This is a genomic window from Aquabacterium sp. CECT 9606 (assembly GCF_918741295.1).
In the GTDB taxonomy this organism is placed as follows: Bacteria; Pseudomonadota; Gammaproteobacteria; order Burkholderiales; family Burkholderiaceae_C; genus Aquabacterium.
Map to the genome: position 1 here is coordinate 157,943 of NZ_CAKKNB010000002.1, position 25,546 is coordinate 183,488.

A 25,546-nucleotide genomic window follows, 5' to 3' on the forward strand; every position below is an offset into this window, starting at 1 on the left:
CGGGCCGGATTTGCAAACCCCCTGGTTCAGACCTTGGTATGGCGGGCTGAACGGCGGCGCCAGACCAGGGCCACCAGGCCGACGCCCATCATGGCCCAGGTGCTGGGCTCGGGCACGGCCTGCAAGGTGCCCACGATGATGCCGCCTTCACGAAAAGCCATTGCGCTCTCTTGTATTTGGGGCAGCCCCAAGGCATCGACCTTGAAGTGCGCCCAACCGAATGAGGTGTAGAAAGAGTCGTCGTAGCTGAACCCAGGGTCGGTGTAGCTGCGGGTTTTGGCGGCCAGGTAGAAGTCGCTGCCCACGGTGAGCGGTGGGTTGCTGAAAACATTGGCCGCTGATGCACTGGAGGCCTGGGTGAACACGTCGCCGGCTTTGACCACGTACATGACCGCGCCCTCGTCGGCATTCACCGTGACGCCGTTGAGTTTGCCGTTGACGTAGTTCATGAACACGCCGGTGAAGTCGCCTTCGGGCGTCTGGTCCACGCTGACGGAAAAATTGTCGCCCATCGATCCGGTGAACGGCGAGGGCTTCCAGTGGCCAGCTTCAACCAGGGCATGGGCCTGGGTGGCGGCCAATGTAGTCAGGGTGAGAGCGAGTTTGATGATTGTTTTCATGGGTTCCTCCTTGAATTTGATGGATAGATCGATGGGCATCATCTGCTGAATGAACTGACCCAGGCCCAAGCTTAATTGGCGGGAATAGTTCACGCTGTAACTGATCGAAACTTCGACTCGCTAGGTGGGCTGCCGTCCCATGCGGATTCACCCCGCTGGGGAGGCGATTTCAGTACAATCCCGGGTTGCCCAAAAATGAGGCAACTGTCCTGACTTGCGCGAGGTGGCCATGCTGTACCCCAAAGAATTCGACGTCATCGTGGTGGGCGGTGGCCATGCCGGTACCGAGGCCGCTTTGGCTGCGGCCCGCATGGGCTGCGCCACCTTGCTGCTGAGCCATAACATCGAGACGTTGGGCCAGATGAGCTGCAACCCGTCCATCGGCGGGATTGGCAAGGGGCATTTGGTCAAGGAGATCGATGCCTTGGGCGGTGCCATGGCGGCCGCCACCGACGAATCCGGCATCCAGTTTCGCATCTTGAATTCTTCCAAGGGGCCGGCGGTGCGCGCCACCCGCGCGCAGGCCGACCGCATTTTGTACAAGGCCGCCATCCGCGCGCGCCTGGAGAATCAGCCCAACCTGTGGTTGTTTCAGCAAGCGGTGGACGACCTGATGGTGGAGTCGGATGGGGTGGGCGAGAGGGTGGTGGGTGCCGTCACCCAGGTGGGCATCCGCTTTCGGGCCAAGACGGTGGTGCTGACGGCCGGCACCTTCCTGGACGGCAAGATCCACGTCGGGCTGCAAAATTACAGCGCCGGGCGGGCGGGTGATCCGCCGGCGGTGTCGCTGTCGGCGCGCCTGAAGGAGCTCAAGCTCCCGCAAGGCCGCTTGAAAACCGGTACGCCGCCGCGCATTGACGGTCGCAGCATCGATTTCAACCAGTTGACCGAGCAGCCCGGCGACGGCATGGATGGCCACAGCCCGGTGCCGGTGTTCAGTTTTCTGGGCACGGCCGATCAGCACCCGGCGCAATTACCGTGCTGGATCACGCACACCAACCAGCAGACGCACGACATCATCCGCTCGGGTTTTGACCGCAGCCCCATGTTCACCGGCGTGATCGAAGGGGTGGGGCCGCGCTACTGCCCCAGCATCGAAGACAAGATCAACCGCTTTGCCGACAAGGACACGCACCAGATCTTCCTGGAGCCGGAAGGCCTGACCACGCACGAGTTCTACCCCAACGGCATCAGCACTTCGCTGCCGTTTGACATCCAGCTGGCCGCGCTGCATTCCATGCCGGGCCTGCAAAACGCGCACATCCTGCGCCCCGGCTACGCGATCGAGTACGACTACTTTGATCCGCGCGAGCTCAAGTCCAGCTTTGAGACGAAGGCCATTGGTGGCTTGTTCTTCGCAGGCCAGATCAATGGGACCACCGGCTACGAAGAGGCGGCTGCACAAGGCTTGTTCGCGGGTTTGAACGCCGCCTTGCAAGCCAGGGGCCAAGGTCCCTGGTTGCCTCGGCGTGACCAGGCCTATCTGGGCGTGTTGGTCGATGACCTGATCACCAAGGGCGTGACCGAGCCTTACCGCATGTTCACGAGCCGGGCCGAATTCCGCCTGCAACTTCGCGAAGACAATGCTGACATGCGCCTGACCGAAGCCGGGCGTGAGCTGGGGCTGGTGGGCGATGAGCGCTGGGCCGCATTCAACCGCAAGCGGGATGCTGTTTCACGTGAAACAGAACGACTGCGCGCTCAGTGGGTGCGGCCTGCCACCTTGGCAGCGGCCGACGCCCATCGGCTGGTCGGGAAGGCTCTGGAGCGCGAATACAGCTTGGCAGATTTGCTGCGCCGGCCGGGCGTGAACTTTGATGTGTTGGCAGAAGTCAGCACGCTCGCCCACCAAGCCCAGGCCGCCTTGAACGCTGAGAAAGTGGCGTCAGGGCAGGGCACTGTTCCACGTGAAACAGTGCCGGTGTCTCGTGCGGCGCTGCAAGCCGAGCTGGGCAATACCTTGGCCGATGCGGTGGTCGAGCAGGTGGAGATCAGCATCAAATATGCCGGCTACATCAACAAGCAGAACGATGAGGTGGAGCGGTCTGCCCATTTCGAGAATCTGCAGCTGCCCGCCGAACTGGACTACCACCAGGTGCCAGCCTTGAGTTTTGAGGTGCGCCACAAGTTGAGCCAGCACCGGCCCGAGACCCTGGGGCAAGCATCGCGGATTTCAGGTGTCACGCCTGCAGCCATTTCGTTGTTGCTGATTCACCTTAAAAAGGGCCGCTTCAAGGGCTTCGACCGCGTGCCCGAAGAGGCCAACCTGACCTGATCGCTGATGTTCCCCTGCCCATGAACCAAACCCGACTTTCATCCACCGCCAGCACGGCGCCCGCTTTGGCGTCCGAGCTTCGCCAGGCTTTGGCCGGCTTGGACCTGGGTGGCGCGCCCCCACTCACCGACCACCAGATTGACCAGTTGCTGGCTTACGTGGCCATGCTGGGGCAGTGGGGCAAAACCTACAACCTGACGGCCGTGCGCGACCCGGTCGAGATGCTGAGCCTGCACCTGTTGGACAGCTTGGTGGTGCGCGCTCCGCTTTGGCGGCATCTGCAGGGCCAGCCGGCGGCATTGCTCGACGTGGGCAGCGGCGGCGGTTTACCTGGCGTGGTCTTGGCCATCACCATGCCGCAACTGGAGGTGGTGTGCGTGGATGCCGTGGCCAAGAAGGCCGCCTTTGTCCGGCAGGTGGCGGCCGAATTGCGCCTGTCCAACCTCAAGGCCGAGCACTCTCGGGTGGAAGACCTCAAGCCCAAGCCCTGGCAAGTGATCACCTCCCGGGCCTTTGCCTCTCTGCATGACTTTGTGGTGTTGACGCAGGATCTGCTGGCGCCCCAGGGTGTGTGGATGGCCATGAAAGGCAAGCACCCTGGCGATGAAATCACCGCCTTGCCCGAGGGCGTCAGTGTGTTTCACGTGGAACAACTGCAGGTGCCCGGCCTGGAAGCCGAGCGTTGCCTGGTCTGGATGCGCCCGCAGCAGGGATAATGGCGGCATGCCGCACATCTTCTGCATTGCCAACCAAAAGGGCGGGGTCGGCAAGACCACCACCACCGTGAACCTGGCGGCCGGCTTGGCCCAAGTCGGCCAGCGCGTTTTGATCGTTGACCTGGACCCGCAAGGCAACGCCACCATGGGCTCGGGGGTGGACAAGCGCACCCTGAGCAATACCGTCTATGACGTGTTACTGGAAGACGTGACCATCGCCGACGCGCGCCAACGCAGCCCCAAAGGCGGCTACGACGTGTTGGGCGCCAACCGCGATCTGGCTGGCGCCGAGATCGAATTGGTGCCGCTGGAGCGGCGCGACCGGCGGCTCAAAACCGCACTCGAAGCCGTGGCCGCCGAATACGACTTCGTGCTCATCGATTGCCCGCCATCCCTCAGCCTGCTCACCCTCAACGGACTGACCTGCGCCCATGGCGTGATCGTGCCCATGCAGTGCGAGTATTTTGCGCTCGAAGGCCTGACCGACTTGGTCAACACCGTCAAGCAAGTGCACGCCAACCTCAACCGCGATCTGCAATTGATCGGCCTGCTGCGGGTGATGTACGACCCGCGCATCACCCTGCAGCAGCAAGTGAGCGACCAGCTCAAGGCGCACTTTGGCGACAAGGTGTTCGACACCGTGATCCCGCGCAACGTGCGTTTGGCCGAGGCGCCCAGCTACGGTGTGCCCGGCGTGGTGTTCGATCCCAGCTCCAAAGGTGCCCAGGCCTTCGTGGCCTTTGCCCAGGAAGTGGTCGAACGGGTAGCGAACAAGTCGCTGGCGTGATGCGGCTCTTGCTCCTGCCGGGCTGGAACGACTCGGGCCCGGCCCATTGGCAAAGCCGCTGGCCCCAGCTTCACGGCAAACAGGCTCGGTTCTGCAAAGTCGATCAGGACGACTGGGCCTGGCCCAAACGCGGCGACTGGATGATGAACCTGGACGAGGTGCTGCTGGCCGACCGGGCGTTTGAGCACGATCCCGCCATCCTGGTCGCCCACAGCCTGGGCTGCCACCTGGTGGCGGCCTGGGCGGTGCACTCGCAGCACACGCGCCGCGTCAAAGAGGCATGGCTGGTGGCGCCGCCTGACCTGGATGGCCCTCCCAACCCGGCCACGGCGGCGCCACAGCTGCAGGGCTGGCGGAAGGTCGTGCGGCAGCGGCTGCCGTTTCCCGCCATGGTGCTGGCCTCGCGCACCGATCCCTATGCCAACTTTGAGCGCAGCCGGGTCTTGGCCCAGGACTGGGGCGCGGGCCTGCTGGACCTGGGTGAGGCTGGGCATGTGAACGAGGCTTCCGGCCACGGCGATTGGCCAGAGGGTTGGCAAATGCTGCAAGAACACGCCGCGCGCAGAAACTGACGGACAATCCCGGCCATGGCGACCAAAAAATCCAAAGGCCTGGGGCTGGGCCTGGAGGCCCTGCTGGGCCCCAAAGTCAGCGACACCCCGGCACCCGCAGCGGCCGAAGGCCCTCCCACGATCCTGAACCTGTCCTTGATGCAGGCCGGCAAGTACCAGCCGCGCACGCGCATGGACGAAGGCTCGCTGTACGAGCTGGCCGAGAGCATCCGCACCCAGGGCATCATGCAGCCGATTCTGGTGCGGCCCATCGGTGGCGGGCGCTACGAGATCATCGCCGGTGAACGCCGTTCGCGCGCCGCCAAGCTGGCCGGCCTGACCGAAGTGCCCGTGCTGGTGAAAGACGTGCCCGACGAATCGGCTGCCGTGATGGCGCTGATCGAGAACATCCAGCGCGAAGATCTCAACCCGCTGGAAGAAGCCCAAGGCTTGCAGCGCCTGACCCAGGAATTCGGACTCACGCATGAACAGGCCGCCCAATCGGTGGGCCGCTCGCGCAGTGCCGCCAGCAACCTGCTGCGCCTGTTGAACCTGGCCGACGCGGTGCAGGGCATGCTGATGGCCGGGGACATCGACATGGGCCACGCCCGTGCCTTGCTGGCCCTCGACAAGGCTCAGCAGGTCACCACCGCGCACGAGATCGCCAGCAAAAAGCTGAGCGTGCGCGATGCCGAAAAGCTCGTCAACAAGCAGATCGGGGCAGGGCGGCAGACGCCGCTGATGCGCATCAAGGGGGACAAGTCGCGCGATGTGCTGCGCCTGGAAGAAGAGCTGTCTGACCTGCTGACCGCGCAACTGGAGATCCGCGTCAAGAAGCGCACCAAGCGCGGCGAGCAGGGCGAACTGGCCATCCAGTTCGGCAGCCTGGAAGAGCTCAACGGCTTGATCGACAAGCTGCGTGGCGGCCCGCAAGCCTGAGCGAGCAAGGACCGGCATGGGGCCCTGGCCACTGCCCGCCTTGCTGAGCTGGGCCCTGGCCTGGGGCTTGTGCTTCGCCTTGCGCAGCAGCGCCGCGCCCTTGTGGGCGGTATTGGCTTTGCCCACCGCGCTGGGCGCCTTGTTGGCCCTGTGGCCGAGCGTGGCCGCGACGCCCTGGCGGCGCGTGTTCGTGGCAGGCGGCTTTCCACTGTCGGCCCTGGCACTGGGCCAGGGCAGCGGCCTGCCGGCCTGGGCCTGGCTGGCACCGCTGGGCCTGCTGCTGTTGGCCTACCCCGTCAACGCCTGGCGCGATGCGCCGGTGTTCCCCACGCCGCGCGGTGCCCTGACCAAGCTGCCCCAGCACGCACCCCTGCCCGCGAATGCCCGCATCCTCGACGCTGGCTGTGGCATGGGCGATGGCTTGGCCGAATTGCACCGCGCCTACCCCCACGCGGCGCTGCACGGCATCGAGTGGAGCTGGCCCTGGCGCCTGGTCTGCGGCCTGCGGTGCCCCTGGGCGTCGGTGCGCCGTGCGGACATGTGGGCGGCCGACTGGTCGGGCTACGACATGGTCTACCTGTTCCAGCGGCCCGAGTCCATGCCACGCGCGGTTGAAAAGGCCCGCCGGGAACTCCAGCGTGGTGCCTGGCTGGTCAGCCTGGAGTTCGAAGCGGTGGACGAGCAGGGCGTGCCCTTGACGCCGCAAGCCCGTTTGACCTTGGAAAACGGCCGACCCGTGTGGATGTACCAGCCCGCACACTGACACCGCTTTGGGCAGGGGTCTACACTGTGGCCTTGTTCTGGAAAACGATTCGATGTCCCTGCCTTCAGACCCCGCTGCCACCGACACTCCCGCCTCTGCTGGCGCACCGTTCACGCCCGAAGAGTTTCGCGCAGCCCTGGGGCAGTTCACCACCGGGGTGACCATCGTCACGGCCCGCACCCCCGAGGGCGTGCTGGTGGGTCTGACGGCCAATTCCTTCAATTCGGTCTCGCTGTCGCCCCCACTGGTGTTGTGGAGCCTGGCGCGGCAATCGTCGTCCTTGCCGGCCTTCCTGTCGGCCACGCACTATGCCATCAACGTGCTGGCGGCGGATCAGCGCCAATTGGCCGAGCGCTTCGCGCGCAAGGGCATCGACCGGTTCGAGGGCGTGCAATGGCGCCAGGGCCTGACGGGCGCCCCCGTGATCCCTGGGGCCGTGGCCGTGTTCGAGTGTGCGCACCGCAGCCACCATGACGCGGGTGACCACGTCATCTTTGTCAGCCAAGTGGCGCATTGCAACCGCCGCATCGGCGCCGCACCCCTGGTGTTCCATGGCGGGCGTTTTTTCAGCGACCTGACCTGGTGAGCGCCCGGCCGGCCTCAGCCTTCTTCGGCTGATTCCTCGTTGTTTTGCGCAGTCAACTGCTTGGCGTAGCTGTCCAGCAGGGCCAGCAGGCGTGCCACGTCCAGGGGCTTGGTGAGGTAATCCAGGAAACCACGCGCGCGCGCGGCGGCGATCTGGTCGGGCATGGCGTCTGCCGACAAGCCCACGCGCGGGATGCCTGCGGTTTCGGCCCGGCGTGCCAGCACATCCGAGACGTCCAGGCCGCTCATGTCGCCCAGGTGCATGTCCAGCAGCAGCAGGTCGGGCGGGCAGGCGCGGGCCATCTGGATGGCCTCGGCGCCATTGCGCGCCACTTCCATGTGCCACTTGGGCCGCATGTGCATGACCTGGCGCACCAGCTCCACGTTGACGACGTTGTCCTCGGCGTACAGCAGGGTCAGGGTGCCGGGGTTGAGCGCGTCGAAAGCGCCGAAGCCCGAACGGCCGCCCAGGCGTCCCGCGATGGAATCGGCCGCTTGCGGTTGGGGATTGAGAGCGGCGGGCAACCAAACCCGGAAGCTGGAGCCGATGCCAATCTGGCTGCTGATCTCAAGCCGGCCACGCATCAGGTCGATCAGGCGCTTGACGATGACCAGGCCAATGCCCGTGCCCTCGACCGAGGTGCGTTCGGCGCCCAGGCGGTTGAAGGGCTCGAACAGGTGGGCCTGCTGCTCTTCGCTCAGGCCCCGGCCCGTGTCGCTGACCGTGATGACCACGTACGAGCGCACACCCTGGGCCTCGATCATGACGCGCCCACCGGGCTTGTTGTACTTGACGGCATTGGTCATCAGGTTGACCAAAATCTGGCGCAGGCGCACCTGGTCGGCTTTGACGAAGAGGTCTTCGGCGGGCGGGGTCAGCAGCAGCTGCACATCGCTTTGGGTGACCTGGTTGCTGACCAGGGCGACGGCCTCTTCCAGCACGCCGGACAGGCGCTGCGGCTCCAGGCTCAGCGGCAGGCCGCCGGCCTCGATGCGGGACAAGTCGAGCACGTCGGTCAGCATGGCCAGCAGGTGGGCGCCCGCGCGTTCGATGTGGCTGACCTTCTTGCGCTGGATGTCGTTGATCGGGTTGGTGGGGTCCACGCGCAGCAATTGCGCGAAGCCCAGCATGGCGTTCAGAGGCGTGCGCAGCTCATGGCTCATGCGTGACAGGAAATCGGTTTTTTCCTTGTTGGCGCGTTCGGCGGCCTTGGCCGAGTTCATGGCCTCTTCGAACTGGCGGCGTTCGGTGATGTCTTCGCTCACGGCCACGAAGTGCAGCGGCTGGCCCTGGGCATCGCGGACCAGCGCGGTCGACAGCATCACCCACACCGCTTGCCCATCGGGCCGCACATAGCGTTTCTCAAGGCTGTAGCGCTGGCGCTGCCCTTCCAGCGCCGAGGCGGCCATCGCTTCGTCGGTGGCCAGATCGTCAGGGTGCGTGATGTCGTGGTGGTGCAGTTGCAGCAACTGCTCGCGCGTGCGGCGCGTGATCTCGGTGAAGCGGTGGTTGGCGTCCAGGAAGCGGCCACCCACTGACAGGCGAACGATGCCCACGCCCGCAGCGTCGAACAATTGGCGGTAGTGGTCTTCGGTGCTGCGCAGCGCCCCGCGGGCGATGGCCAAGGCAGTGAGGGCTTCGCGCTGGCGGTGCTCGGCCTGCCAGGCCGCGACGCTGCTGGCCAACAGCGCCAGCGCAGGCGTCAGTTGCCGGGTGATCAGGTCGCTGTAACCGCCAGGGCGATTGGCCAGCCCCACAATGCCGATCAACTGGCCACCGCGAAGCAGGGGTTGGGCCATCAGGTTCTGCACGCCCTTGATGGTCTGGCTGTCCACCTGGTTGTTCACCACCGGGCCGCCCGTGTCGAGCACGGTGGCCCACAGGGTGGAGGGTGCCTGGCGGGGATCGTTGGGCCAGACCAGCGGGCCGGCGCTGTGCAACTGCAACTGGCCCGAGGCCGCATCGACCAAGTCGCCGATGAAGCCGCAAGGGCTGCTGGTGAAGACCATCAGCTCGGTCAACTGGGCCTGGACCAGATCCCACCCGGACATGCCCCGGCCGTCCACGGTGGCCAAACGGCTGAGAAACTGGACGGCGGTGTCGTTGGGGTCAGGATCTGAAGGGCTGTGCATGGATCTGGGGACAGACACCACCGGGCTTGACAGCCGAGCCTCGGGAGGTGGTGTACCCCAGGGCTCAGGCCCAACTGTCTCACACTTGTCGGGCATCGGCCAGCGAGTTTGCCTGGTCGGTGGCGGCGGTCTGGGCCAGCCGGGCCACGGTGCGGTTGCGGCCCTGCGCCTTGGCGGAGTACAAGGCCTGGTCGGCGCGTTCCAGCGTTTCGTGCAGAGGCTCGCCGCTGGGGTGGTCCGTCAGGCCGGCAGAGAAGGTCACGGGCAGGCCACTGGCCCGGGGGCCGTTCTGGTGGCGCTTCAGGCAGGTGGCCACGCGCAACAAGGCCGCCTGGGCATCTCCCGGGTGTTCGTTGGGCAAGAGCAGCAGGAACTCCTCGCCGCCCCAGCGGGCCAGCACGTCGGTCTGGCGCAGGACTTCCAGCGCGGCCTGCGCGAACTCCTTGAGCACCAGGTCGCCCATGGCGTGGCCGTGCTGGTCGTTGACGCGTTTGAAGTGGTCCAGATCGATCAAGGCCAGGCAGAAAGGCTCATGGGTGCGCAGTTGCAGCGCGGCTTCTTCCTCGATGCGCTGCTGCATGTGGCGGCGGTTGACCAGGCTGGTCAGCTCATCGCGCGAGGCCACCTCTTGCAGCAAGGCGAAGGCGTGGGCCAACTCGGCTTTCTGCTCGATGAGCCGGGCGCGCATCTGGCTGACGTAATAGGCCACGCCCGACACGGCGGGCAGCGTGCTGGCGGCCAGCACGAAACGGATGAACTCCAGGCGTGCATCAATGTGGGGATTCTGCCGGGTCATGATGGTCATGATGACGCCCAGGCTGGCCACGGTGAAGATCCCCAGGATCACCACCTCGCGGGCCTTCAGCGAGAACATGCCGAACACCAGCACCAAGGCCACCAGCATCAGCACCGAGCTGCGCACTTCGCCGGCGATCATGTAGGCCCACAGGATGGCCACGGTGGCGTACAGGCATTGCGGCAGGTCCATGCCCGGGTTGCCCAGCCGCGAGGACCAGTCGGTGCGTACCAGCAGGTAGAAGGTGCCCATGCCGACCCAGATGTAGGTCATCAGCCACAGGCCTTGCTGGCGCTCGACCAGGCCGATGTCGATGGCGAACAGCAGCAGCAAGGAGCTGATGCTGTAGCCATAGAAGGCGATCATCGCCAAGGTCACGCGCATGCGGACCTTGCGTTCGGTGCCCAGGATCAGGTCACCGATGCGTTTCAGGGCGGGGTGCATGGATGGGTGGGTCGGCGCGCCCCGTTCAGCTCATGGTGCCGGAAGCGCTGGGCTGCGCGAGCGCTTCCTTGGCGGCCTGGATGTCTTGCAGCTCGACAGGGCTGGCCTGGATGACGGTGCGGTTGCGGCCGTCGCGCTTGGCCTTGTAGAGCGCCTTGTCCGCCCGCTCGATGCACACGTCCAGCCGCTCGTTGTCGCAATAGCCGGTCAGGCCCGCCGAAAAGGTCGGGGCCAGGCCTGGCTGGCTGGGCGCCATGGTCACGCTGGCCAGGTGGGTGCGGATGCGCTCCAGGCCGATGTTGGCCAGCGCGGGCGAGGTGTCGTTGAGCAGCAGCAGGAATTCTTCACCACCCCAGCGGGCCAGCACGTCGGTGTCGCGCATCACTTTCTGCGCTTCTTCGGCGAAGTGGCGCAGCACCTCGTCGCCCACACCATGGCCATAGGTGTCGTTGACGCGCTTGAAGTGGTCGATGTCCAGGATGGCCAGGCAGAAGCGGTGGTGGCCAGAGCGCTCCAGGCGCTTTTGGTGTTGGCCCAGCACGTCCAGCATGTGGCGGCGGTTGACCAGGCCGGTCAGCTCATCGCGGGTGGCCAGCACCTGGATGCGGGTCAGGGCCTCGGCCAGCTCGTTCTTTTGCGCTTTCAGCTTCTCGCGCATGTTGCTCAGTTGCACCGCCAGCGACGAGATGGTGGGCACGATGGCCACGGTCATCCAGAAGTGGGCGAACTCCAGCTTGAAGGGGTAGTGGACGGGATCGATCTGGATCTTGATGGCCATGGCGATGCCGATGATCACCACGGTGTAGGCCCCCGCAATCATGGCGCCCTTCGCCTTGAGGTTGAAGATGCCGAACACCAGCACCAGGGCCAGCAACATCATGGTGGAGCCGTGCACGGGCCCGGTCAGCGCATACGCCCCGACGATGATCGTCAAGGAAGACAAGATCTGCGGCAAGGTGAGCGAAGGGTCCTTGAACCGGAGGTTGACGCCCGAGCGCAGCACCGCGTACCAGAACACGATGTTGCCGATGCAGGCGGCCGACAGCACTTTGGCGTCGTCCAGCTGCATGTAGCCCACGTAATAGGCGTAGATCTGCAGGCCGATGCACAGGAGGTAAACCGTGGCGGCCATGAGGGAGCGCTTGATCCGCAAGCGTTGCTTGGGGTCTGCGCCGAACGCCGCGATGAAGAGCCACTTGAGTGCAGGTGATCTCATGGGGGGTTACATGTTGTATGTCATGTGTTTCGGCAGCAATCGGGCCAGCTTAAGAGCAAAGTGAGGATTCAAATTTCTTGAATTAGGGCGTTAACCGGGTTCAACCCCGGCGATTACCTACGCGGTAAGCTGTGGCCATTGCCTCTTATCTGCCAAAGGCTCAGAACATGAACGCGAAGGGACGCTACACCGGCTTTGCCATCACCCTGCACTGGTTGCTGGCCGTGGCCATCCTCACGGCTTTCGGCGTGGGGCTGTACATGACGGGGCTGGGCATGTCGCCCACCAAGCTCAAGCTGATCAACTGGCACAAGTGGGCGGGCGTGTCCATCCTGGTGCTGTCGGCGGTGCGCTTGCTGTGGCGCTTGACGCACCGACCGCCCGCGCTGCCGGCCAGCATCGAGCGTGCCATGCCGGGCTGGCAAAAGCTGGCGTACCACGGCACCCATTGGCTGATGTATGTGCTGTTTTTCGCGGTGCCCTTGATTGGCTGGGCTTACAGCTCGGCGCACGGCTACCCCATCGTGTGGTTTGGCGTGTTGCCCTTGCCTGATTTTGTGCCGGTGGACAAAGCCCTGGCCGAAGCCATCAAGCCCTGGCACCAGATTTCGGCCTTTGCCCTGATCGGCCTGGTGGGCCTGCACGTGGCGGCCGCCCTCAAGCACCACTTCATCGACCGCGATGGCCTGCTGCTGCGCATGCGTCCCGGCCGCTGATCCACTTTCACCCCAAGGATCTTTTGACATGAAACGATTGTTTGCCTCTGCCTTGGCCACCGTGGCCCTGGCCACCATCGCCGTGCCTCAACTGGCCCGCGCCGATCAGACCTTGCTGCCCGCCCAAAGCGAGATCACCTTCGTGGCCAAGCAGCTGGGCGTGCCGCTGGATGGCCGCTTCAAGCGCTTCGCCGCCCAGGTGGCGTTTGATCCCAAGGCCTTGCCCGCCAGCAAGATCGCCTTCCAGATCGAGCTGGGCAGCGTGGCCGTGAACGCCGACTCCGACGCCGAGCTGGTCAAACCCGAGTGGTTCAACACGGCCAAGTTCCCCAAGGCCACCTTCCAGTCCAGCGCCATCAAGGCCCTGGGCGGCGGGCGCTTTGAAGTGGCCGGCAAGCTGGCCATCAAAGGCACCGCGAAGGATCTGGTGGTGCCCGTGCAACTGACCCAGGCCGGGGCGCTGACCACGGCCACGGGCACCTTTGGCATCAAGCGCCTGGACTTCAAGATCGGCGATGGCGACTGGGCCGACCCGTCGGTCGTGGCCAACGACGTGCAAGTCAAGTTCAAACTCGTTCTGCAAGGCGTTCCCGCGCTTTGATCCCTTTCATTCACCCTGAGGAACCCGACCATGAAGAAGCTTTCCCTGACCCTGCTGGCCGCCACGGCCGCTTTGGCTGCCGCCGCCGTTCACGCTGAACCGGCCACCTACGCCATCGACCCGACGCACACCTTCGTCACCTTCGAGGCCCAGCACTTCGGCACCTCGACCAACCGTGGCCGCTTCGACAAGAAATCGGGCAGCATCTCGCTGGACAAGGCCGCCAAGACCGGCAAGGTCGATGTCACCTTGGACACCGACTCGATCAACACGGGCACGGCCCCGTTTGACCGCCACCTCAAGAGCAAGGATTTCTTCAACGTCGAAGCTTTCCCCAAGGCCACGTTCGTCAGTGACAAGCTGGTGTTCGAAGGTGAGAAAGTCACGGCCGTGGTGGGCACCTTGACATTGCTGGGCAAGCCCCAGACCGTGACCTTGAAGGCCCACAACTTCAACTGCTACCAGAACCCGATGCTCAAGCGTGAGGTGTGCGGTGGCGACTTCGACACCACCATCCAGCGCAGCGATTTCGGCATGACCTATGGGCTGCCGGGCATCCCCAACGACATCCACCTGGTCATCCAGGTCGAAGCCGTCAAGCAGTGAGTGGTCAAGCCGTGACCGAAGGCTGACGCTCGGTGTGCAGGTGGGCCTTGAGCATGGCGCTCAGGTCTTCCTGAGTGAAGGGCTTGGCCAGGTGGTCGTCCATCCCGGCGGCCCGGCAACGGTCGCGGTCCTGGCTCATCACATTGGCGGTCAGCGCGATCACGGGCAGGCTGGGGCGGCCCTGCTCCTGCTCCATGCAGCGCAGCCGCCGCGTGGCCTCGATGCCATCCAGCACGGGCATCTGGCAATCCATCAGGACCAGGTCGATGCCGTGGTGCGGCGCACTCAAGGCGGCCAGCGCCTGCTGACCATCTTCCACGTGCGTGACCTGCAGGCCCAGCTTGGTGAGGATGGCTTGGGCGACCAGGGCGTTGACCGGGTTGTCCTCGGCCAGCAGCACGTGGCCGCTGAAGCCCAATTCGCTCATCAGGGGCGAAGGGCGCGTGGCCAGGAAGCGGGTGGGTTCGCTGTTGGTGACGCGCGGTAGCGGCACGTTCAAGGTGAACACCGAGCCCTGGCCGGCCGTGCTTTCGCACAGGATGTCGCCGTTCATGGCACGGGCAATCTCGCGCGAGATCGTCAAGCCCAAACCGGTGCCGCGGTGGCGGCGCACAAAGCTGCCATCGGCCTGGTGGAAGGCGTCGAACACCATGGTTTGCTGGTCGGGCGAGATGCCGATGCCGGTGTCTTCCACCCGGAACACCACGCGCTTGGCGCAGGCGCTGTCGGGGCCATCGTCATCGCAATGGTGGCGTTGCACGGTCACGCGCACGTGGCCCAGGTCGGTGAACTTGATGGCGTTGCCCACCAGGTTGTGCAGCACCTGGCGCAAGCGCGCCGCGTCGCCAAACACCATGCAGGGCGAGGGCAGTTGCACATCGCGCGTCAAGGGCAGGCCCTTTTCAGCGGCGGTGACGGCCAGCAGCGACAGCACATCGTCCACCACCGCGTGCAGGTCGAAGGGCGCCTGGTCGATCTGCAGCTTGCCAGCCTCGATGCGCGAAAAATCCAGCACATCGCTGATGATGCCCAGCAGGTGCTCGCCCGAGCGCTCGATCAGGGCCAGGTGTTCGCGCGATTCATTCAGCACGCCCGGGCGCGGTGGCAGCTTTTGGCCCACGAGCCGCGCCAGGCCCAGGATGCCGTGCAGCGGTGTGCGCATCTCGTGGCTCATGGTGGCCAGGAACTGGTCCTTGACGGCGCTGTGGCGCTGCGCGAGCTTGAGCGCTTCGGCACGCTCTTGCGCGATGCGGTCGGTGGTGAAGCGCAGCCACAGCAGTTCGGTGATGCGCCGGGCCGAGCGTTCGCCTTCCAGCAGCATGATGCCCATCAGCGTCAACAGGCCGCAGCCGCCGAACAGGCCATAGGCATCCTGGCGGGTGAACAGCATCACAGCACTGGGCATCAGCATGCTGATGTTGAGGATGCGGTTGGGGCGGGGATCGGCCTGCAGCGCGAAGGTGCAGATGGCACTGGCGCCAATCAGCGATCCCACGATGACGGCGGACACGTTCAAATCGTTGACCGGCAGCAACCAGGCGCTGCCCAGCCCCCAGGTGCCCCCCAGCAGGCCGGACATGAGCATCATCTTGCCAAGCCAGTGGGGATGGGCGCGGTGCTGCGATCGCAGGTAGGCCCGGTAGATGCACAGGCGTACACCGGTCACGCACAGGCACACCACGGCCCAGATCACGGCGCGCCGCCAGCCCACCTGCGCGCCAATCAGCGCGGCCAGGGCCACGGAAAAAACGCTGCTGACCAGCTCCACCGGCAAAGCGGCGCCGAACAGCATCCGCACCCGTTCGGCTTCGATCAGGCGCTTGAGTTGGGGGTCGTCAGGGGTGACCCGCAAAGGGTCCGGCAAGAGCAGCATCGTCTGTTTATCGTCCGGCATGCCGGCGACTTGAGCGATGCGGGCCGCAGCTTCAGGCTTTTTGACGCGCGGTGTTGAGTCGTTCACACACCCGCACGGTGGCCATCTGGAAAGCCTGGAAGTTCATGCCGATCTGTTGGGTCAGCGGCTCCAGCTTTTGCCACATGGCGGCCGGCTCGGCGGCGGAGACCGGATCCAGCAGCAGGCCGTCCACGGCGGCGCCGATGGTCAGCAGGCGCTGCACTTGGGGCCGCTCATTGGCCCAGGAGGCCGGGCTTTGCAGGCGGCCACGCACCCCATCGGCCACCTCGCGGGACAGGCCCCACGATTGGCACAGGGCGGCGCCCAGGGCCGAATGGCTGACGCCAAAGGCGGCGATCTCGGCCTCGGCCAGTTGTTCTTCGTTGGCGCTCTTGCTGTCCAGCGCCGTGTAGCGTTGGTGGTCGTAGGCGATCAGAACGGCGCGCCCGCTTTCGGCGAACAGGCCGATGGTGTGGGCCAGCCATTGATCCACATCCAGCTGGCGGGCGATGCTGCCCATGGCCAGGCCACGGATGCCAGCGCGGTCCCAGATCGCCTGCAGCAGCGGGCCGGGCGGGAACGCGCCGCGAAGACCAATCTCGTACGTCAGGCCGGCGACTTGGGCCATGCCCAGGTAGCGGATGCCCTCGTGCACGGTGTCGACGCGTTTGAGCAGGCCGAACAGCGCCGAGTTGACGGTGCGCACCACGGCCGAGGACAAGGCCATGTCGTTTTCAATGACCTCGGCCAGTTGCTCGGTGGTGCAATCTTCTTCGGCCATCAACAGCGACAGCTTGACCAGGGTGCTGGGGCAAGCGGGCAGGTCGATGTTCAGATTGCGCAGGGGGGATTCGATCGTCATGGCGGGAGGCACCTTTCACGGTGCAGTCTATGCCTGCCCGCCGCATCGTGAAAGGGGAAATGCGCCGCCTTCAGGCCACAGTATTCTTGATGCTCAGGCGGGCGCGGGCCAGCCGTGTGGTGGGCGGGGTCAGGCCCTGGCTGCGGCGGTATTCGCTGGGCGCCATGCCCTTCCAGCGGCGGAAAGCCTCGATGAAGGTGGTGACATCGGCATAACCCAGGCGCTCGGCGATCTCGCTGTGCGTCAGGCTGGCGGTGGCCATCAGCTCTTCGGTCAGGGTGCGGCGCACCTCTTCCAGCAGGCCGCGGAAGGTGGCGCCTTCGGCCGTGAGGTGGCGGCGCAGGGTGCGCGAGGTCATGTTCATTTCCTCGGCCACTTTTTCCATGTCGGGGATGTGGCCGGGGGTGCGCAGCAGGCGGTCGCGCACATTGGCGGCCACCCCGGTGCGGGCATGGCGGCTTTCCATCAGGTTGCGGCACATCTGCTCGCAGAGCTGGGCGGTGTGCGGATCGGCCTGCGGCAAGGGCAGGTCCATCAGGCTGGCGTCAAAAATGTTGCGCTCGTGCGGCATGTTGAAGCTGGGGCGCACACCGAACAGCGCGGTGTAGGCGGCCACCACCTCGGGCGCGGGCTCGGGGCACTTCATCTGCACCTCGCGGTACGGGATCGGGGCGCCCAGGATCTCGCGCTGCAAGGTGACCACAGCGGCTCGGTCCCGGTCGATGATGAACTGGCGCACATCGGGCGGCAGGTGGTCGGTCTGAAAGGTGGAGGTGATGACGTCGCCCTGGCGCTCGACCACGTTGGTGGTGAGCGAGAAGGTCAGGTTCAGCATGCGCGAGGCCATCGACACGGCGTTGCCCAGCGTGGAGCTGCTCATGACCGCGTAGCCCCACAGGCCATAGGTGGTGACGTGGTAACGGCAACCGGCATGGATGCCCAGCTCGGAGGCGTGGTTCAGCTCGGTGCTGAGGTTGCGGATCAGTTGGACTTCCTGCAGCGCCTCGATCTCGGCCTTGGGGTCGTCCAGCTGGGCCCGGGTGATGCCGGTGTGGCGCAGCATGGCGTCCACGCTGACGCCGCGTTCATAGCCCAGCTGGGTCAGGACACGGGCCGTGGCGATGCCTCGGCGGAAATCCCAGATCGTGGGCTTGGAACTCATGCGACTACTTCCATTGGTTGTTCATTGGCGTTACAAATTATGTCCGCCAATACCAATGCTGATGTCCGCACTTCCACATGTCCCGACGAAAACCGGGGTTATTCAACGGCGCAATATCACGAGGCCCTTGAGGTATTCGCCTTCCGGGAAGGTAACGGTGGTGGGGTGGTCGGGCGAGGCCTCCAGGCGCTTGACGATGTAGCCGTCCACGCCCGCGTCCAGCCCCGCACCAGCCACGATCTTGTGGAACAGGTCGGCGCTGATGCCGCCCGAGCACGAGAAGGTCAGCAATGCGCCGCCCGGCGACAGCAGCCGGAAGGCCAGGCGGTTGATGTCCTTGTAGGCCCGCGCGGCACGTTCCGCATGCGCGGCGGTGGGCGCGAACTTGGGCGGGTCCAGCACGATGGCGTCGAACTGCTGGCCTTCGGTGATGAGGCGGCGCAGGGTGGCGTTCACGTCGGCGTCCAGGGCGGTGTGCAAGCTGGCATCAAAGCCGTTGAGGGCCACGTGGGCCTTGGCCCGCTCAAGCGCAGGGCCGGACGAGTCCACGCTGATGACCTCGGTGGCGCCGCCCATCAAGGCCGCCACGCTGAAGCCGCCGGTGTAGCTGTAGCAGTTGAGCACGCGCTGGGCGTTCAACTGGCGGACCAGATCGGCGAACAGCTTGCGGTTGTCGCGCTGGTCCAGGTAGTAGCCGGTTTTGTGGCCCTCGGCCACGTCCAGGCTCAGGCGCAAGTCGTGCTCGCGGATGGCCAATTCGGTGACCAGGGGATCGCCCTCGGGGTGGCGCAGCCAGCCGGTGCGTTGGGGCAGGCCTTCCAGTTCGCGCACGCCCACGTCGGAGCGTTCGTACAGGTGTTGGCAACCGGTGGCTTGCAGCAGGGCGTCGGCGATCACGTCGCGCCAGCGCTCCACGCCCACGCTCAAAAACTGGGCGCTCAGCAGGTGGGCGTAGCGGTCCACCACCAGGCCGGGCAGACCGTCGGCCTCGCCGTGGATCAGGCGCATGGCGTCGCTGTGGATGGCCAGGCGCGGGCGCAAGGCCACGGCCTGGGCAATGCGGCGCTGGAAGAAGGCGGCGTCAATGCGCTCGGCCTCGTCAAAACTCCAGGCGCGCACGCGGATCTGCGAGGTCGGGCTGAACGAGCCCCAGGCCAGGAACTGGCCATCGTGCGATTGCACGCGCACGGTCTCGCCGGGGTCGCCGCCGCCTTTGGCGATGCTGCCTTGGAACACCCAGGGGTGGCGGCGTTGGAGCGAGCGTTCCTTGCCTGCGCGCAGGGTGATGGTTTTCATGGGGGCTGACGGTGCTGAAAGGCGCGATTGTCCGCCTCTTCGCGAAGGCGGTACTTCAGTCCTTGCGCTTGGCCCGGGGGTGCGCGGCGTCGTACACCTTGGCCAGGTGCTGGAAATCCAGCTTGGTGTAGACCTGGGTGGTGGTGATGTGGGCGTGGCCGAGCAGCTCCTGAACGGCCCGCAGGTCGCCGCTGGATTGCAGCAGGTGGCTGGCAAAGCTGTGGCGCAGCATGTGCGGGTGCACGTGGGTGGGCAGGCCCGCGTCGATGGCCATCTGTTTGAGGCGGTTGCGCAATTGCACAGCGGTCAGGCGGTGGCCCAGGCGGCTCACGAACAGGGCCGCCTCACCGGGTGCGGCCAAGGCGGCGCGCAGGTCCAGCCAGGCGTCCAGGGCCTTCAAGGCCGCGCTGCCCACGGGCACGGTGCGGCGCTTGCTGCCTTTGCCCAGCACATGCGCTTCGGCGCCATCGCGGTCCAGCCAGCCTTGGGCCTGCGGGCCGGCGCTCACGTCCAGCCCCAGCAACTCTGCGCTGCGCAGGCCGCTGCCGTAAAGCAGTTCGACCATGCAGTGGTCGCGCGCGGCCAGCCAGGGCGCTTCGCGTGCGTCGCGGCTGCGCGGGGGCGCAGGCTTGGGCGGTGCTTCGGTGGACAGCGCCACGGCCTGTTCCACCGACAGGGCCTTGGGCAGGGGCTTGGCGCCTTTGGGCGCGCGCACGCCTTCCACCGGGTTGATGGTGGCCAGGCCTTCGCGCCCCATCCAGCGGAACAAGCCCCGCCAGGCCGACAAGGTGATCGCGATGCTGCGGGGGCCCAGACCCGCGGCGTGCAGCCGGGCCGCCCAGCCGCGCACATGGTGAGGTTTGACGGCGGGCAGCGCCAGCTTCTCTTTCGCGCAAAAGGCATCCAGCTGCTTGAAGGCGTCCTGGTACATGGCCAGCGTGCGCTCGGCCAGGCGGCGCTGCACGCGCAGGTGCTCCAGGTGGCGGGTGACCAGGTCGGGGGGCGAAGGCGTCATGGCCCATTGTCACACCGGGCCCTCAAGTAGCGCCACGGCTTTGCCGATAGCACTGCGGTGAGGGGCCCGCGCCGCCTCCATCACCATCATTCAAACGGGAAGGGCCACCGCCATGAACCTCATCACCAACCTGAACCTCGGCAAACGCCTGACCCTGGGCTTTGCCGTGCTGATCCTGCTCAGCCTGATTGCCGCTGGCGTGGGCATCGAGCGCATCAGGGCCGTTCGCGCCATTGCCGACCGCCTGGGCAGCGACGATGCCGAACTGCTGGTCCTGACCCAGCGCTGGACGAGCGCCATCGAATCGAACGCGGCCCGCACCTGGGTGCTGTTCTTCGCCACTGATCCAACGGTGGTCGGCCGCGTCAAGCAAGAGATGAAGGCCACTGTCACCGCCACCACGGCCCGCATCAAGCGCATTGACGAACTGGCCAGATCTGCCGAGCAAAAGCAGTTGATCAAGGACATCTCCGAGCAGCGCAATGCCTTCCAGGCCGAACGCAACGCCTTGCTCAAGCGCAAGGAGGCCGGCGAGGACGTGGGCGCGGAGGTGCTGGCCAAGGTCTTCCCGGCGGCGCAGAGCTACCTGGAATCGGTCGAACGCCTGGCCGACTTCCAGAACAAGGCCATGCAGCGCACCAAGGACGAAGCCGACCAGGCGGCGATGGAGGGCATCACGGCCCTGACCATCGGCACGGTGCTGGCCTTGGTGGTGGGCTGCGGATTGGCCTGGGCCTTGACCCGCTCCATCGTGGTGCCGGTGCGCCGCGCCCAGTCCGCGGCCGAAGCCATCGCCAATGGTGACCTGAGCGTCGATGTCCGGGCAGACTCTTCAGACGAGATCGGTCAGTTGATGCAGTCCATGCAGCGCATGGTCGCGTCCCTGCATGGCATCGTGCACGCGGTGCGGGCCAGCTCTGATTCGATCGCCACGGGTTCGGCCGAGATCGCCATGGGCAATGCCGACCTCTCGCAACGCACCGAAGAACAAGCCAGCAACCTGCAGCAAACGGCCGCGTCGATGGAGCAGCTCACCGCCACCATCAAGCAGAACGCCGACACGGCGCGCCAGGCGTCGCAACTGGCCAGCAGCGCCTCGGCCGTGGCCGTGGATGGGGGCACGGTGGTGGGCCAGGTCGTGGCCACGATGGAAGACATCACGGCCAGCTCGCGCAAGGTGGCCGACATCATCGGCGTGATCGATGGCATCGCTTTCCAGACCAACATCCTGGCGCTGAATGCGGCCGTGGAAGCGGCGCGGGCGGGTGAACAAGGCCGCGGCTTCGCCGTGGTGGCCAGCGAAGTCCGCAGCCTGGCACAGCGCAGCGCGCAGGCTGCCAAGGAGATCAAGACCCTGATCGGCGAAAGCGTGGAAAAGGTCGAGAACGGCACGCGCCTGGTCGGCACGGCGGGCTCGACCATGGACGACGTGGTCAAGCAGGTCAAGCGGGTGACCGACCTGATCGGCGAGATCACCAGCGCGAGCATCGAGCAAAGCACCGGCATTGGCCAGATCGGCGATGCGGTCAACCAGCTGGACCAGGTGACGCAGCAAAACGCCGCCTTGGTGGAAGAGTCAGCCGCCGCGTCGGAAAGCCTGCGCCATCAAGCGGCCAGCCTGGCCCAGACGGTGTCGGTGTTCAAGCTGGCGGTTTGAGCCGAAGCGGGCTTAGGCGCCAGGCAGGTCCAGGAACTCGACCGCGCCGGTATCGAGCGAGTACTCGGCGCCCACCACGGTCAGCTTGCCTTGCTGGATCAGTTGCTCCAGCAGCTCCGAGCCATGGCGCAACTGGTTGACCGAGGCGCGCACATTGGCGCGCACGGCGTGGTGTACCAGCTGGTGCATGTCGTGGCGCAGCTCGGTGGCCAGCAGGCCTTCGACCGAGGGCCTCACGCGGTTGACAATGGAGTGGATGTTGCGCGAGGAGGCGCTGCCAGAGGGCGACTGCAGCTCTTCGATGGTGGCCACGATGGCACCACAACCCGAATGCCCCAGCACCACCACCAGCGGCGTGCCGAAGCGCGAGGCCGCGAACTCGACGCTGCCCACTTGCGAAGGCGCCACCACATTGCCGGCGACGCGGATCACGAACAGATCGCCCAGGCCCTGGTCGAACACCAGTTCGGCAGGCACGCGGGCGTCGGAGCAACCCAAAATGATGGCGAAGGGATTTTGCGGCTGGCCCAGCTCGATGGGCTTGGTGGGGCCCAGCAAGGTCTGACCCGACTGGATGCTGGCCACGAAACGGCGGTTGCCTTCGCGCAAGCGCTCCAGCGCATCGTGGGCGGCGTTCATGCTGGTCCCAGCAAGCGTGCCAGGGCGGCGCTGGCGGTTTCGCCGACCTGCTGCAGAAAGTCCACGCCCATGTCGGCCGTGTAGCGGGTCGGGTCGGGCGAGCCCAGCACCAGCAGGCCGTAGGTCTGGCCCAGGTGGTGCAGCGGGATCATCGCGAGCGAGGTGATGGTGCTGGCGTCCTGCATCCACTTGGCCGCTTCAAAGCCGGCGTTGACGCCGCAGTAGGGCAGGCTCAGACTGGCCGCGAAACTGCGCACGTCGTCACTCACAGCCTGGGCGGCGGGCAGCTCGCGCAGGGCTTCGCGCACCGGGAGGGTGGGCGTATCCCACACGCGCACGGCGGCTTGCGGGATCAGGAACTCGCGTTGCAGCTCGGTCAGCATGACGTCGGGCAGGGCCGCGTCGTCGTGCGTCATCAGCACCGAGCGCACCCAATGGTGCAGGCGCTGGGCGATGGCCTCGTTCTCCTGGCTGTGGCGGATCATCTCCATGATCCGGCGCTCCAGGCCCTTGTTCTTGTCGCGCAGCATTTCCATCTGGCGCTCTTGCAGCGAGACCGCGCGCAGGCCGTGCGGGCTGGTCAGTTGCACGCTGGACAGCAGCTGGGCGTGGCGCTCGAAGAAGCCGGGCGTGTTGACCAGGTAGTTGGCGATGTCGTCTTCGGTGATGCCTTGCAGGGGTGTCGTCATGGTGGCGTGTGGTTGGGTTTGGGGCGGCGCTTGATTTTTCAAAGCGCGGGCACGTCGATTTCGCCGTCGAACACGGTGGCGGCCGGGCCGGTCATCATCACCGGGTGGCCCACGCCAGCCCAGTGGATGGTGAGCAGGCCACCACGCGTTTCAACGTCCACGGTGGCGTCCAGCCAGCCCAGGCGGATGCCCGCGACCACGGCGGCGCAGGCGCCCGAGCCGCAGGCCAGGGTCTCACCTGATCCGCGCTCGAACACGCGCAGCTTGATGTGCGCGCGGCCCACCAACTGCATGAAGCCGGCGTTGACGCGCTTGGGAAAGCGTTCATGGCTTTCGATCTGCGGGCCGATCTCGCCCACGGGCGCGTGGTCGACATCGTCCACGCGCAGCACCGAGTGCGGGTTGCCCATGGACACCACGGCCACGTCGACCGGGTAGTCGGCCAGGGGCAGGGGCCACAGCTCGCAGCCGTTGACCAGCTTGGGCGTGAGGCCGGCGCTGTTGAAGGGCACCTGGGCAGGCTCCAGGATGGGCTGGCCCATGTCCACGGTGACGCGGCCGTCGTCTTGCAACTGTGGTTCGATCACACCCAGCATGGTCTGCACGCGCAGTTTGGTCTTGCGGGTGAGCTGGTGGTCGTGCACATAGCGCGCGAAGCAGCGGGCGCCATTGCCGCATTGCTCGACCTCACCGCCATCCGCGTTGATGATGCGGTAGGTGAAGTCGGTGTTCTGCTCGGCTGAGCCGGGCTCGACGATGAGGATCTGGTCGGCTCCGATGCCGAAACGGCGGTCGGCCAGGAAGCGGTATTGGGCCTCGCTCAGTGGCAATGGCCCCCGGGTGGCGTCGAGCACGATGAAATCGTTGCCCGCGCCGTGCATTTTGGTAAAGCGCAGCTTCATGGCCGCGATTATCCGCCCGGCCGGGCGTCGTGCGCGTCAGGCGGGTCGAATGTCCACCTGGAAGCGTGCCACGGCGTCGTTCAGGCCCTGGGCTTGCTGGCGCAGGCTGTCGGCGGCGGCGGCTGATTGCTCCACCAACGCGGCGTTCTGTTGCGTCATCTGGTCCAGCTGGCTCACCGATTCGCCCACGTGGCTGATGCCCAGAGACTGCTGCTGCGTCGCGTCGGCGATCTCGCCCATGGCCTGCGTGACGCGGCGTATGGCGTCCACGATCTCGGCCATGACGTTGCCGGCATCCTTCACGCGCCTGGACCCCACCTCCACGCGCTCTGCCGACTGGCCAATCAGGCCTTTGATCTCCTTGGCCGCGTCGGCGCTGCGCTTGGCCAGCAGCCGCACCTCGCTGGCCACCACGGCAAAGCCCCGGCCTTGCTCGCCAGCACGGGCCGCTTCCACGGCCGCGTTCAGCGCCAGGATGTTGGTCTGGAAAGCGATGCCATCGATCACGCCGATGATGTCGCTGATCTGCTGCGAAGCCTTGCTGATGTCGGCCATCTGCAGCACCACGCTGTCGACCACCAGGCCGCCTTGCTCTGCGCGCTGGCAGGCCGTGTCGGCCAGGGTGTTGGCCACATTGGCCGACTGGGCCGATTGCGCCACGGTGGTGCTGAGCTGGTCCATCGACGAGGCCGTTTGCTGCAGATTGGAAGCGGCCTGCTCGGTACGGTCGGACAGATCCTGGTTGCCGGCGGCAATTTCGGTGCTGGCCACCAGCATGTTCTGCGAAGACTGGCGCACGGAGGCCACCATGGTGCGCAGCGATGTCTGCATGTCCTTCATGCACGTCATCAGGCGGGCGATCTCGTCGTGGCCGCGCGGGTTGATCTCTTGCGTCAGGTCGCCATGCGCGATGGCCTGGGTGTGGGCTTCGGCGCGCTTGAGTGGGCCCGTGACGGAGGCGATGGTCAGGCCCATCAGCGGCAGGAAGATGATGCCGGGCGACAGCAGCAGGGCCCACAGCGAGATGATGGCGTTGTTGGCGCTGTGGCTGACCTTGGCGCGGCGGGCCTGGGCCAGCTTTTCGATGTCAACGTTGAGCTTGGCCACGATGGCATCGATTGTGTCGCCTTCGGCGCGTTGCGGTTCACTGGACTGGAAGGCCTCGGCGGGCGAGGTGATGGCCGACGAGTTGATCAGCTCCAGCGTGGGGGCCAGGCCTTTGCCGTAGCTCTGCAGCTTGGCTTCCACCGACTTGACCTGCTCGGCGATGGTGGCGTTGGGGGCCACCTGGGCCAGGTCTTGCGTGGCTTTCAGGGTGCTGACCAGCGAGGTTTGCCAGGCCTTGATGTGGGTCGAGGCGGACACCGAATCGCCCGTGTTGATGATGGCCGACTTCTCGAATCCACGCAGTTGGCCCAATTGCAATGCCAGGGTGCTCATGCGCTGGGTGGCTGAAAATTCTTGCGTGGCAAAGGCGTCGAATTCGCCGCGCAGTTGTGACAGTTGCCAGGTGGAGCCGGCCCCCACGATGAGGCCGATCACCACGACCAGGGCCATGCAGGCGAGCAGACGGGCGCGGATTGAAAATCCACGCAACAACGTGATCCAGGAACTCATTTTTGTCTCCGAGGGCAAACTTTCAGCTATTGCGTGTATCGGTTGATTTGAGGTTGGACTTGAGT

The 25,546-nt window shown here is 65.8% G+C and carries 24 protein-coding genes; 11 read left to right on the forward strand and 13 right to left on the reverse strand.

Annotated elements, in window-relative coordinates; translation table 11 throughout:
• Nucleotides 1-26: 26 nt before the first annotated feature.
• Complete coding sequence (locus tag LQ232_RS08500) at nucleotides 27-620, reverse strand: PEP-CTERM sorting domain-containing protein (RefSeq protein ID WP_230179892.1); 594 nt, start codon at nucleotides 618-620, stop codon at nucleotides 27-29.
• 229 nt (nucleotides 621-849) lie between these two features.
• Here LQ232_RS08500 and mnmG point away from each other — a divergent pair, with 229 nt between their 5' ends.
• From mnmG to LQ232_RS08535, 7 genes are read left to right on the forward strand one after another with little or no spacing between them, the layout of a single operon-like run.
• Complete coding sequence (mnmG, locus tag LQ232_RS08505) at nucleotides 850-2,895, forward strand: tRNA uridine-5-carboxymethylaminomethyl(34) synthesis enzyme MnmG (RefSeq protein ID WP_230179893.1); 2,046 nt, start codon at nucleotides 850-852, stop codon at nucleotides 2,893-2,895.
• A 20-nt stretch (nucleotides 2,896-2,915) separates the two neighbouring features.
• Nucleotides 2,916-3,611: a 16S rRNA (guanine(527)-N(7))-methyltransferase RsmG gene (rsmG, locus tag LQ232_RS08510; protein WP_230179894.1), complete on the forward strand. Its 696-nt coding sequence runs from the start codon at nucleotides 2,916-2,918 to the stop codon at nucleotides 3,609-3,611.
• 7 nt (nucleotides 3,612-3,618) lie between these two features.
• Nucleotides 3,619-4,398 carry a ParA family protein gene (locus LQ232_RS08515; RefSeq protein ID WP_230179895.1) on the forward strand — a complete coding sequence of 260 codons (780 nt, stop codon included), beginning with the start codon at nucleotides 3,619-3,621 and terminating at the stop codon, nucleotides 4,396-4,398.
• On the forward strand, nucleotides 4,398-4,970 hold the full coding sequence (locus LQ232_RS08520; RefSeq protein ID WP_230179896.1) for an alpha/beta hydrolase: 573 nt from the start codon (nucleotides 4,398-4,400) through the stop codon (nucleotides 4,968-4,970). The genes LQ232_RS08515 and LQ232_RS08520 overlap by 1 nt, the downstream gene beginning before the upstream one ends.
• A gap of 15 nt (nucleotides 4,971-4,985) precedes the next feature.
• Nucleotides 4,986-5,888, forward strand: a complete 903-nt coding sequence (locus tag LQ232_RS08525; protein WP_230179897.1) for a ParB/RepB/Spo0J family partition protein — start codon at nucleotides 4,986-4,988, stop codon at nucleotides 5,886-5,888.
• 16 nt (nucleotides 5,889-5,904) lie between these two features.
• The gene (locus LQ232_RS08530; RefSeq protein ID WP_230179898.1) at nucleotides 5,905-6,651 is read left to right on the forward strand and encodes a class I SAM-dependent methyltransferase; all 747 of its coding nucleotides are present in this window, start codon (nucleotides 5,905-5,907) and stop codon (nucleotides 6,649-6,651) included.
• Nucleotides 6,652-6,703: 52 nt separating this feature from the next.
• A complete protein-coding gene (locus LQ232_RS08535) occupies nucleotides 6,704-7,237 on the forward strand; it encodes a flavin reductase family protein (protein WP_230179899.1) in 534 nt (177 codons plus the stop codon).
• 14 nt (nucleotides 7,238-7,251) lie between these two features.
• Here LQ232_RS08535 and LQ232_RS08540 read toward each other — a convergent pair whose 3' ends face one another.
• The 3 genes from LQ232_RS08540 to LQ232_RS08550 form a co-directional block, all read right to left on the reverse strand.
• Nucleotides 7,252-9,369: an ATP-binding protein gene (locus LQ232_RS08540; RefSeq protein ID WP_230179900.1), complete on the reverse strand. Its 2,118-nt coding sequence runs from the start codon at nucleotides 9,367-9,369 to the stop codon at nucleotides 7,252-7,254.
• A 79-nt stretch (nucleotides 9,370-9,448) separates the two neighbouring features.
• Nucleotides 9,449-10,609 (reverse strand): diguanylate cyclase domain-containing protein, encoded by a 1,161-nt coding sequence (locus tag LQ232_RS08545; RefSeq protein WP_230179901.1) that lies wholly within the window; start codon nucleotides 10,607-10,609, stop codon nucleotides 9,449-9,451.
• 25 nt (nucleotides 10,610-10,634) lie between these two features.
• On the reverse strand, nucleotides 10,635-11,825 hold the full coding sequence (locus tag LQ232_RS08550) for a diguanylate cyclase domain-containing protein (protein WP_230179902.1): 1,191 nt from the start codon (nucleotides 11,823-11,825) through the stop codon (nucleotides 10,635-10,637).
• 167 nt (nucleotides 11,826-11,992) lie between these two features.
• Here LQ232_RS08550 and LQ232_RS08555 point away from each other — a divergent pair, with 167 nt between their 5' ends.
• Genes LQ232_RS08555 through LQ232_RS08565 form a run of 3 tightly spaced genes read left to right on the forward strand, consistent with a single transcriptional unit; the run spans nucleotide 11,993 to nucleotide 13,748 of the window.
• Entirely contained in the window at nucleotides 11,993-12,541 is a 549-nt protein-coding gene (locus tag LQ232_RS08555; protein WP_230179903.1) for a cytochrome b, read from the forward strand.
• 28 nt (nucleotides 12,542-12,569) lie between these two features.
• Nucleotides 12,570-13,142, forward strand: a complete 573-nt coding sequence (locus LQ232_RS08560) for a YceI family protein (protein WP_230179904.1) — start codon at nucleotides 12,570-12,572, stop codon at nucleotides 13,140-13,142.
• A gap of 30 nt (nucleotides 13,143-13,172) precedes the next feature.
• Nucleotides 13,173-13,748: a YceI family protein gene (locus tag LQ232_RS08565; RefSeq protein ID WP_230179905.1), complete on the forward strand. Its 576-nt coding sequence runs from the start codon at nucleotides 13,173-13,175 to the stop codon at nucleotides 13,746-13,748.
• Nucleotides 13,749-13,752: 4 nt separating this feature from the next.
• Here LQ232_RS08565 and LQ232_RS08570 read toward each other — a convergent pair whose 3' ends face one another.
• The 5 genes from LQ232_RS08570 to LQ232_RS08590 form a co-directional block, all read right to left on the reverse strand.
• Entirely contained in the window at nucleotides 13,753-15,642 is a 1,890-nt protein-coding gene (locus tag LQ232_RS08570; protein ID WP_230179906.1) for an ATP-binding protein, read from the reverse strand.
• A gap of 31 nt (nucleotides 15,643-15,673) precedes the next feature.
• Nucleotides 15,674-16,504 carry an HDOD domain-containing protein gene (locus LQ232_RS08575; RefSeq protein ID WP_230179907.1) on the reverse strand — a complete coding sequence of 277 codons (831 nt, stop codon included), beginning with the start codon at nucleotides 16,502-16,504 and terminating at the stop codon, nucleotides 15,674-15,676.
• A 70-nt stretch (nucleotides 16,505-16,574) separates the two neighbouring features.
• Nucleotides 16,575-17,666 (reverse strand): AraC family transcriptional regulator, encoded by a 1,092-nt coding sequence (locus LQ232_RS08580; protein ID WP_230179908.1) that lies wholly within the window; start codon nucleotides 17,664-17,666, stop codon nucleotides 16,575-16,577.
• Between the two features lie 102 nt (nucleotides 17,667-17,768).
• Entirely contained in the window at nucleotides 17,769-18,962 is a 1,194-nt protein-coding gene (locus tag LQ232_RS08585) for a class I SAM-dependent rRNA methyltransferase (RefSeq protein WP_230179909.1), read from the reverse strand.
• Between the two features lie 55 nt (nucleotides 18,963-19,017).
• Nucleotides 19,018-19,977 carry a tyrosine recombinase XerC gene (locus LQ232_RS08590; protein ID WP_230179910.1) on the reverse strand — a complete coding sequence of 320 codons (960 nt, stop codon included), beginning with the start codon at nucleotides 19,975-19,977 and terminating at the stop codon, nucleotides 19,018-19,020.
• Between the two features lie 112 nt (nucleotides 19,978-20,089).
• Between LQ232_RS08590 and LQ232_RS23595 the strand changes: the two genes are divergently transcribed.
• On the forward strand, nucleotides 20,090-21,634 hold the full coding sequence (locus LQ232_RS23595; protein WP_305878632.1) for a methyl-accepting chemotaxis protein: 1,545 nt from the start codon (nucleotides 20,090-20,092) through the stop codon (nucleotides 21,632-21,634).
• 12 nt (nucleotides 21,635-21,646) lie between these two features.
• Here LQ232_RS23595 and LQ232_RS08605 read toward each other — a convergent pair whose 3' ends face one another.
• The 4 genes from LQ232_RS08605 to LQ232_RS08620 are packed head-to-tail and all read right to left on the reverse strand — an operon-like array spanning nucleotide 21,647 to nucleotide 25,481.
• Nucleotides 21,647-22,273, reverse strand: coding sequence for a carbonic anhydrase (locus LQ232_RS08605; RefSeq protein WP_230179911.1), 627 nt, complete (start codon nucleotides 22,271-22,273; stop codon nucleotides 21,647-21,649).
• Complete coding sequence (locus tag LQ232_RS08610; RefSeq protein WP_230179912.1) at nucleotides 22,270-22,962, reverse strand: DUF484 family protein; 693 nt, start codon at nucleotides 22,960-22,962, stop codon at nucleotides 22,270-22,272. Before LQ232_RS08610 ends, LQ232_RS08605 begins: the two co-directional genes overlap by 4 nt.
• Nucleotides 22,963-23,000: 38 nt before the next feature.
• Complete coding sequence (dapF, locus tag LQ232_RS08615; protein WP_230179913.1) at nucleotides 23,001-23,864, reverse strand: diaminopimelate epimerase; 864 nt, start codon at nucleotides 23,862-23,864, stop codon at nucleotides 23,001-23,003.
• A gap of 36 nt (nucleotides 23,865-23,900) precedes the next feature.
• Nucleotides 23,901-25,481 carry a methyl-accepting chemotaxis protein gene (locus tag LQ232_RS08620; protein ID WP_230179914.1) on the reverse strand — a complete coding sequence of 527 codons (1,581 nt, stop codon included), beginning with the start codon at nucleotides 25,479-25,481 and terminating at the stop codon, nucleotides 23,901-23,903.
• Between the last annotated feature and the right edge of the window lie 65 nt (nucleotides 25,482-25,546).

What these genes read in the sequence shown, in the direction of transcription:
- LQ232_RS08530 (WP_230179898.1), top strand. Translation starts at nt 5,905, where the DNA reads ATGGGGCCCTGGCCACTGCCCGCCTTGCTGAGCTGGGCCCTGGCCTGG.
- LQ232_RS08560 (WP_230179904.1), top strand. Translation starts at nt 12,570, where the DNA reads ATGAAACGATTGTTTGCCTCTGCCTTGGCCACCGTGGCCCTGGCCACC.
- LQ232_RS08525 (WP_230179897.1), top strand. Translation starts at nt 4,986, where the DNA reads ATGGCGACCAAAAAATCCAAAGGCCTGGGGCTGGGCCTGGAGGCCCTG.
- LQ232_RS08570 (WP_230179906.1), bottom strand. Translation starts at nt 15,642, where the DNA reads ATGCCGGACGATAAACAGACGATGCTGCTCTTGCCGGACCCTTTGCGG.
- LQ232_RS08585 (WP_230179909.1), bottom strand. Translation starts at nt 18,962, where the DNA reads ATGAAAACCATCACCCTGCGCGCAGGCAAGGAACGCTCGCTCCAACGC.
- LQ232_RS08610 (WP_230179912.1), bottom strand. Translation starts at nt 22,962, where the DNA reads ATGACGACACCCCTGCAAGGCATCACCGAAGACGACATCGCCAACTAC.
- LQ232_RS08590 (WP_230179910.1), bottom strand. Translation starts at nt 19,977, where the DNA reads ATGACGCCTTCGCCCCCCGACCTGGTCACCCGCCACCTGGAGCACCTG.
- LQ232_RS08520 (WP_230179896.1), top strand. Translation starts at nt 4,398, where the DNA reads ATGCGGCTCTTGCTCCTGCCGGGCTGGAACGACTCGGGCCCGGCCCAT.
- LQ232_RS08555 (WP_230179903.1), top strand. Translation starts at nt 11,993, where the DNA reads ATGAACGCGAAGGGACGCTACACCGGCTTTGCCATCACCCTGCACTGG.
- LQ232_RS08540 (WP_230179900.1), bottom strand. Translation starts at nt 9,369, where the DNA reads ATGCACAGCCCTTCAGATCCTGACCCCAACGACACCGCCGTCCAGTTT.
- LQ232_RS08620 (WP_230179914.1), bottom strand. Translation starts at nt 25,481, where the DNA reads ATGAGTTCCTGGATCACGTTGTTGCGTGGATTTTCAATCCGCGCCCGT.
- LQ232_RS08500 (WP_230179892.1), bottom strand. Translation starts at nt 620, where the DNA reads ATGAAAACAATCATCAAACTCGCTCTCACCCTGACTACATTGGCCGCC.
- LQ232_RS23595 (WP_305878632.1), top strand. Translation starts at nt 20,090, where the DNA reads ATGAACCTCATCACCAACCTGAACCTCGGCAAACGCCTGACCCTGGGC.
- rsmG (WP_230179894.1), top strand. Translation starts at nt 2,916, where the DNA reads ATGAACCAAACCCGACTTTCATCCACCGCCAGCACGGCGCCCGCTTTG.
- LQ232_RS08545 (WP_230179901.1), bottom strand. Translation starts at nt 10,609, where the DNA reads ATGCACCCCGCCCTGAAACGCATCGGTGACCTGATCCTGGGCACCGAA.
- mnmG (WP_230179893.1), top strand. Translation starts at nt 850, where the DNA reads ATGCTGTACCCCAAAGAATTCGACGTCATCGTGGTGGGCGGTGGCCAT.
- LQ232_RS08515 (WP_230179895.1), top strand. Translation starts at nt 3,619, where the DNA reads ATGCCGCACATCTTCTGCATTGCCAACCAAAAGGGCGGGGTCGGCAAG.
- LQ232_RS08565 (WP_230179905.1), top strand. Translation starts at nt 13,173, where the DNA reads ATGAAGAAGCTTTCCCTGACCCTGCTGGCCGCCACGGCCGCTTTGGCT.
- LQ232_RS08550 (WP_230179902.1), bottom strand. Translation starts at nt 11,825, where the DNA reads ATGAGATCACCTGCACTCAAGTGGCTCTTCATCGCGGCGTTCGGCGCA.
- LQ232_RS08605 (WP_230179911.1), bottom strand. Translation starts at nt 22,273, where the DNA reads ATGAACGCCGCCCACGATGCGCTGGAGCGCTTGCGCGAAGGCAACCGC.
- LQ232_RS08580 (WP_230179908.1), bottom strand. Translation starts at nt 17,666, where the DNA reads ATGAGTTCCAAGCCCACGATCTGGGATTTCCGCCGAGGCATCGCCACG.
- dapF (WP_230179913.1), bottom strand. Translation starts at nt 23,864, where the DNA reads ATGAAGCTGCGCTTTACCAAAATGCACGGCGCGGGCAACGATTTCATC.
- LQ232_RS08575 (WP_230179907.1), bottom strand. Translation starts at nt 16,504, where the DNA reads ATGACGATCGAATCCCCCCTGCGCAATCTGAACATCGACCTGCCCGCT.
- LQ232_RS08535 (WP_230179899.1), top strand. Translation starts at nt 6,704, where the DNA reads ATGTCCCTGCCTTCAGACCCCGCTGCCACCGACACTCCCGCCTCTGCT.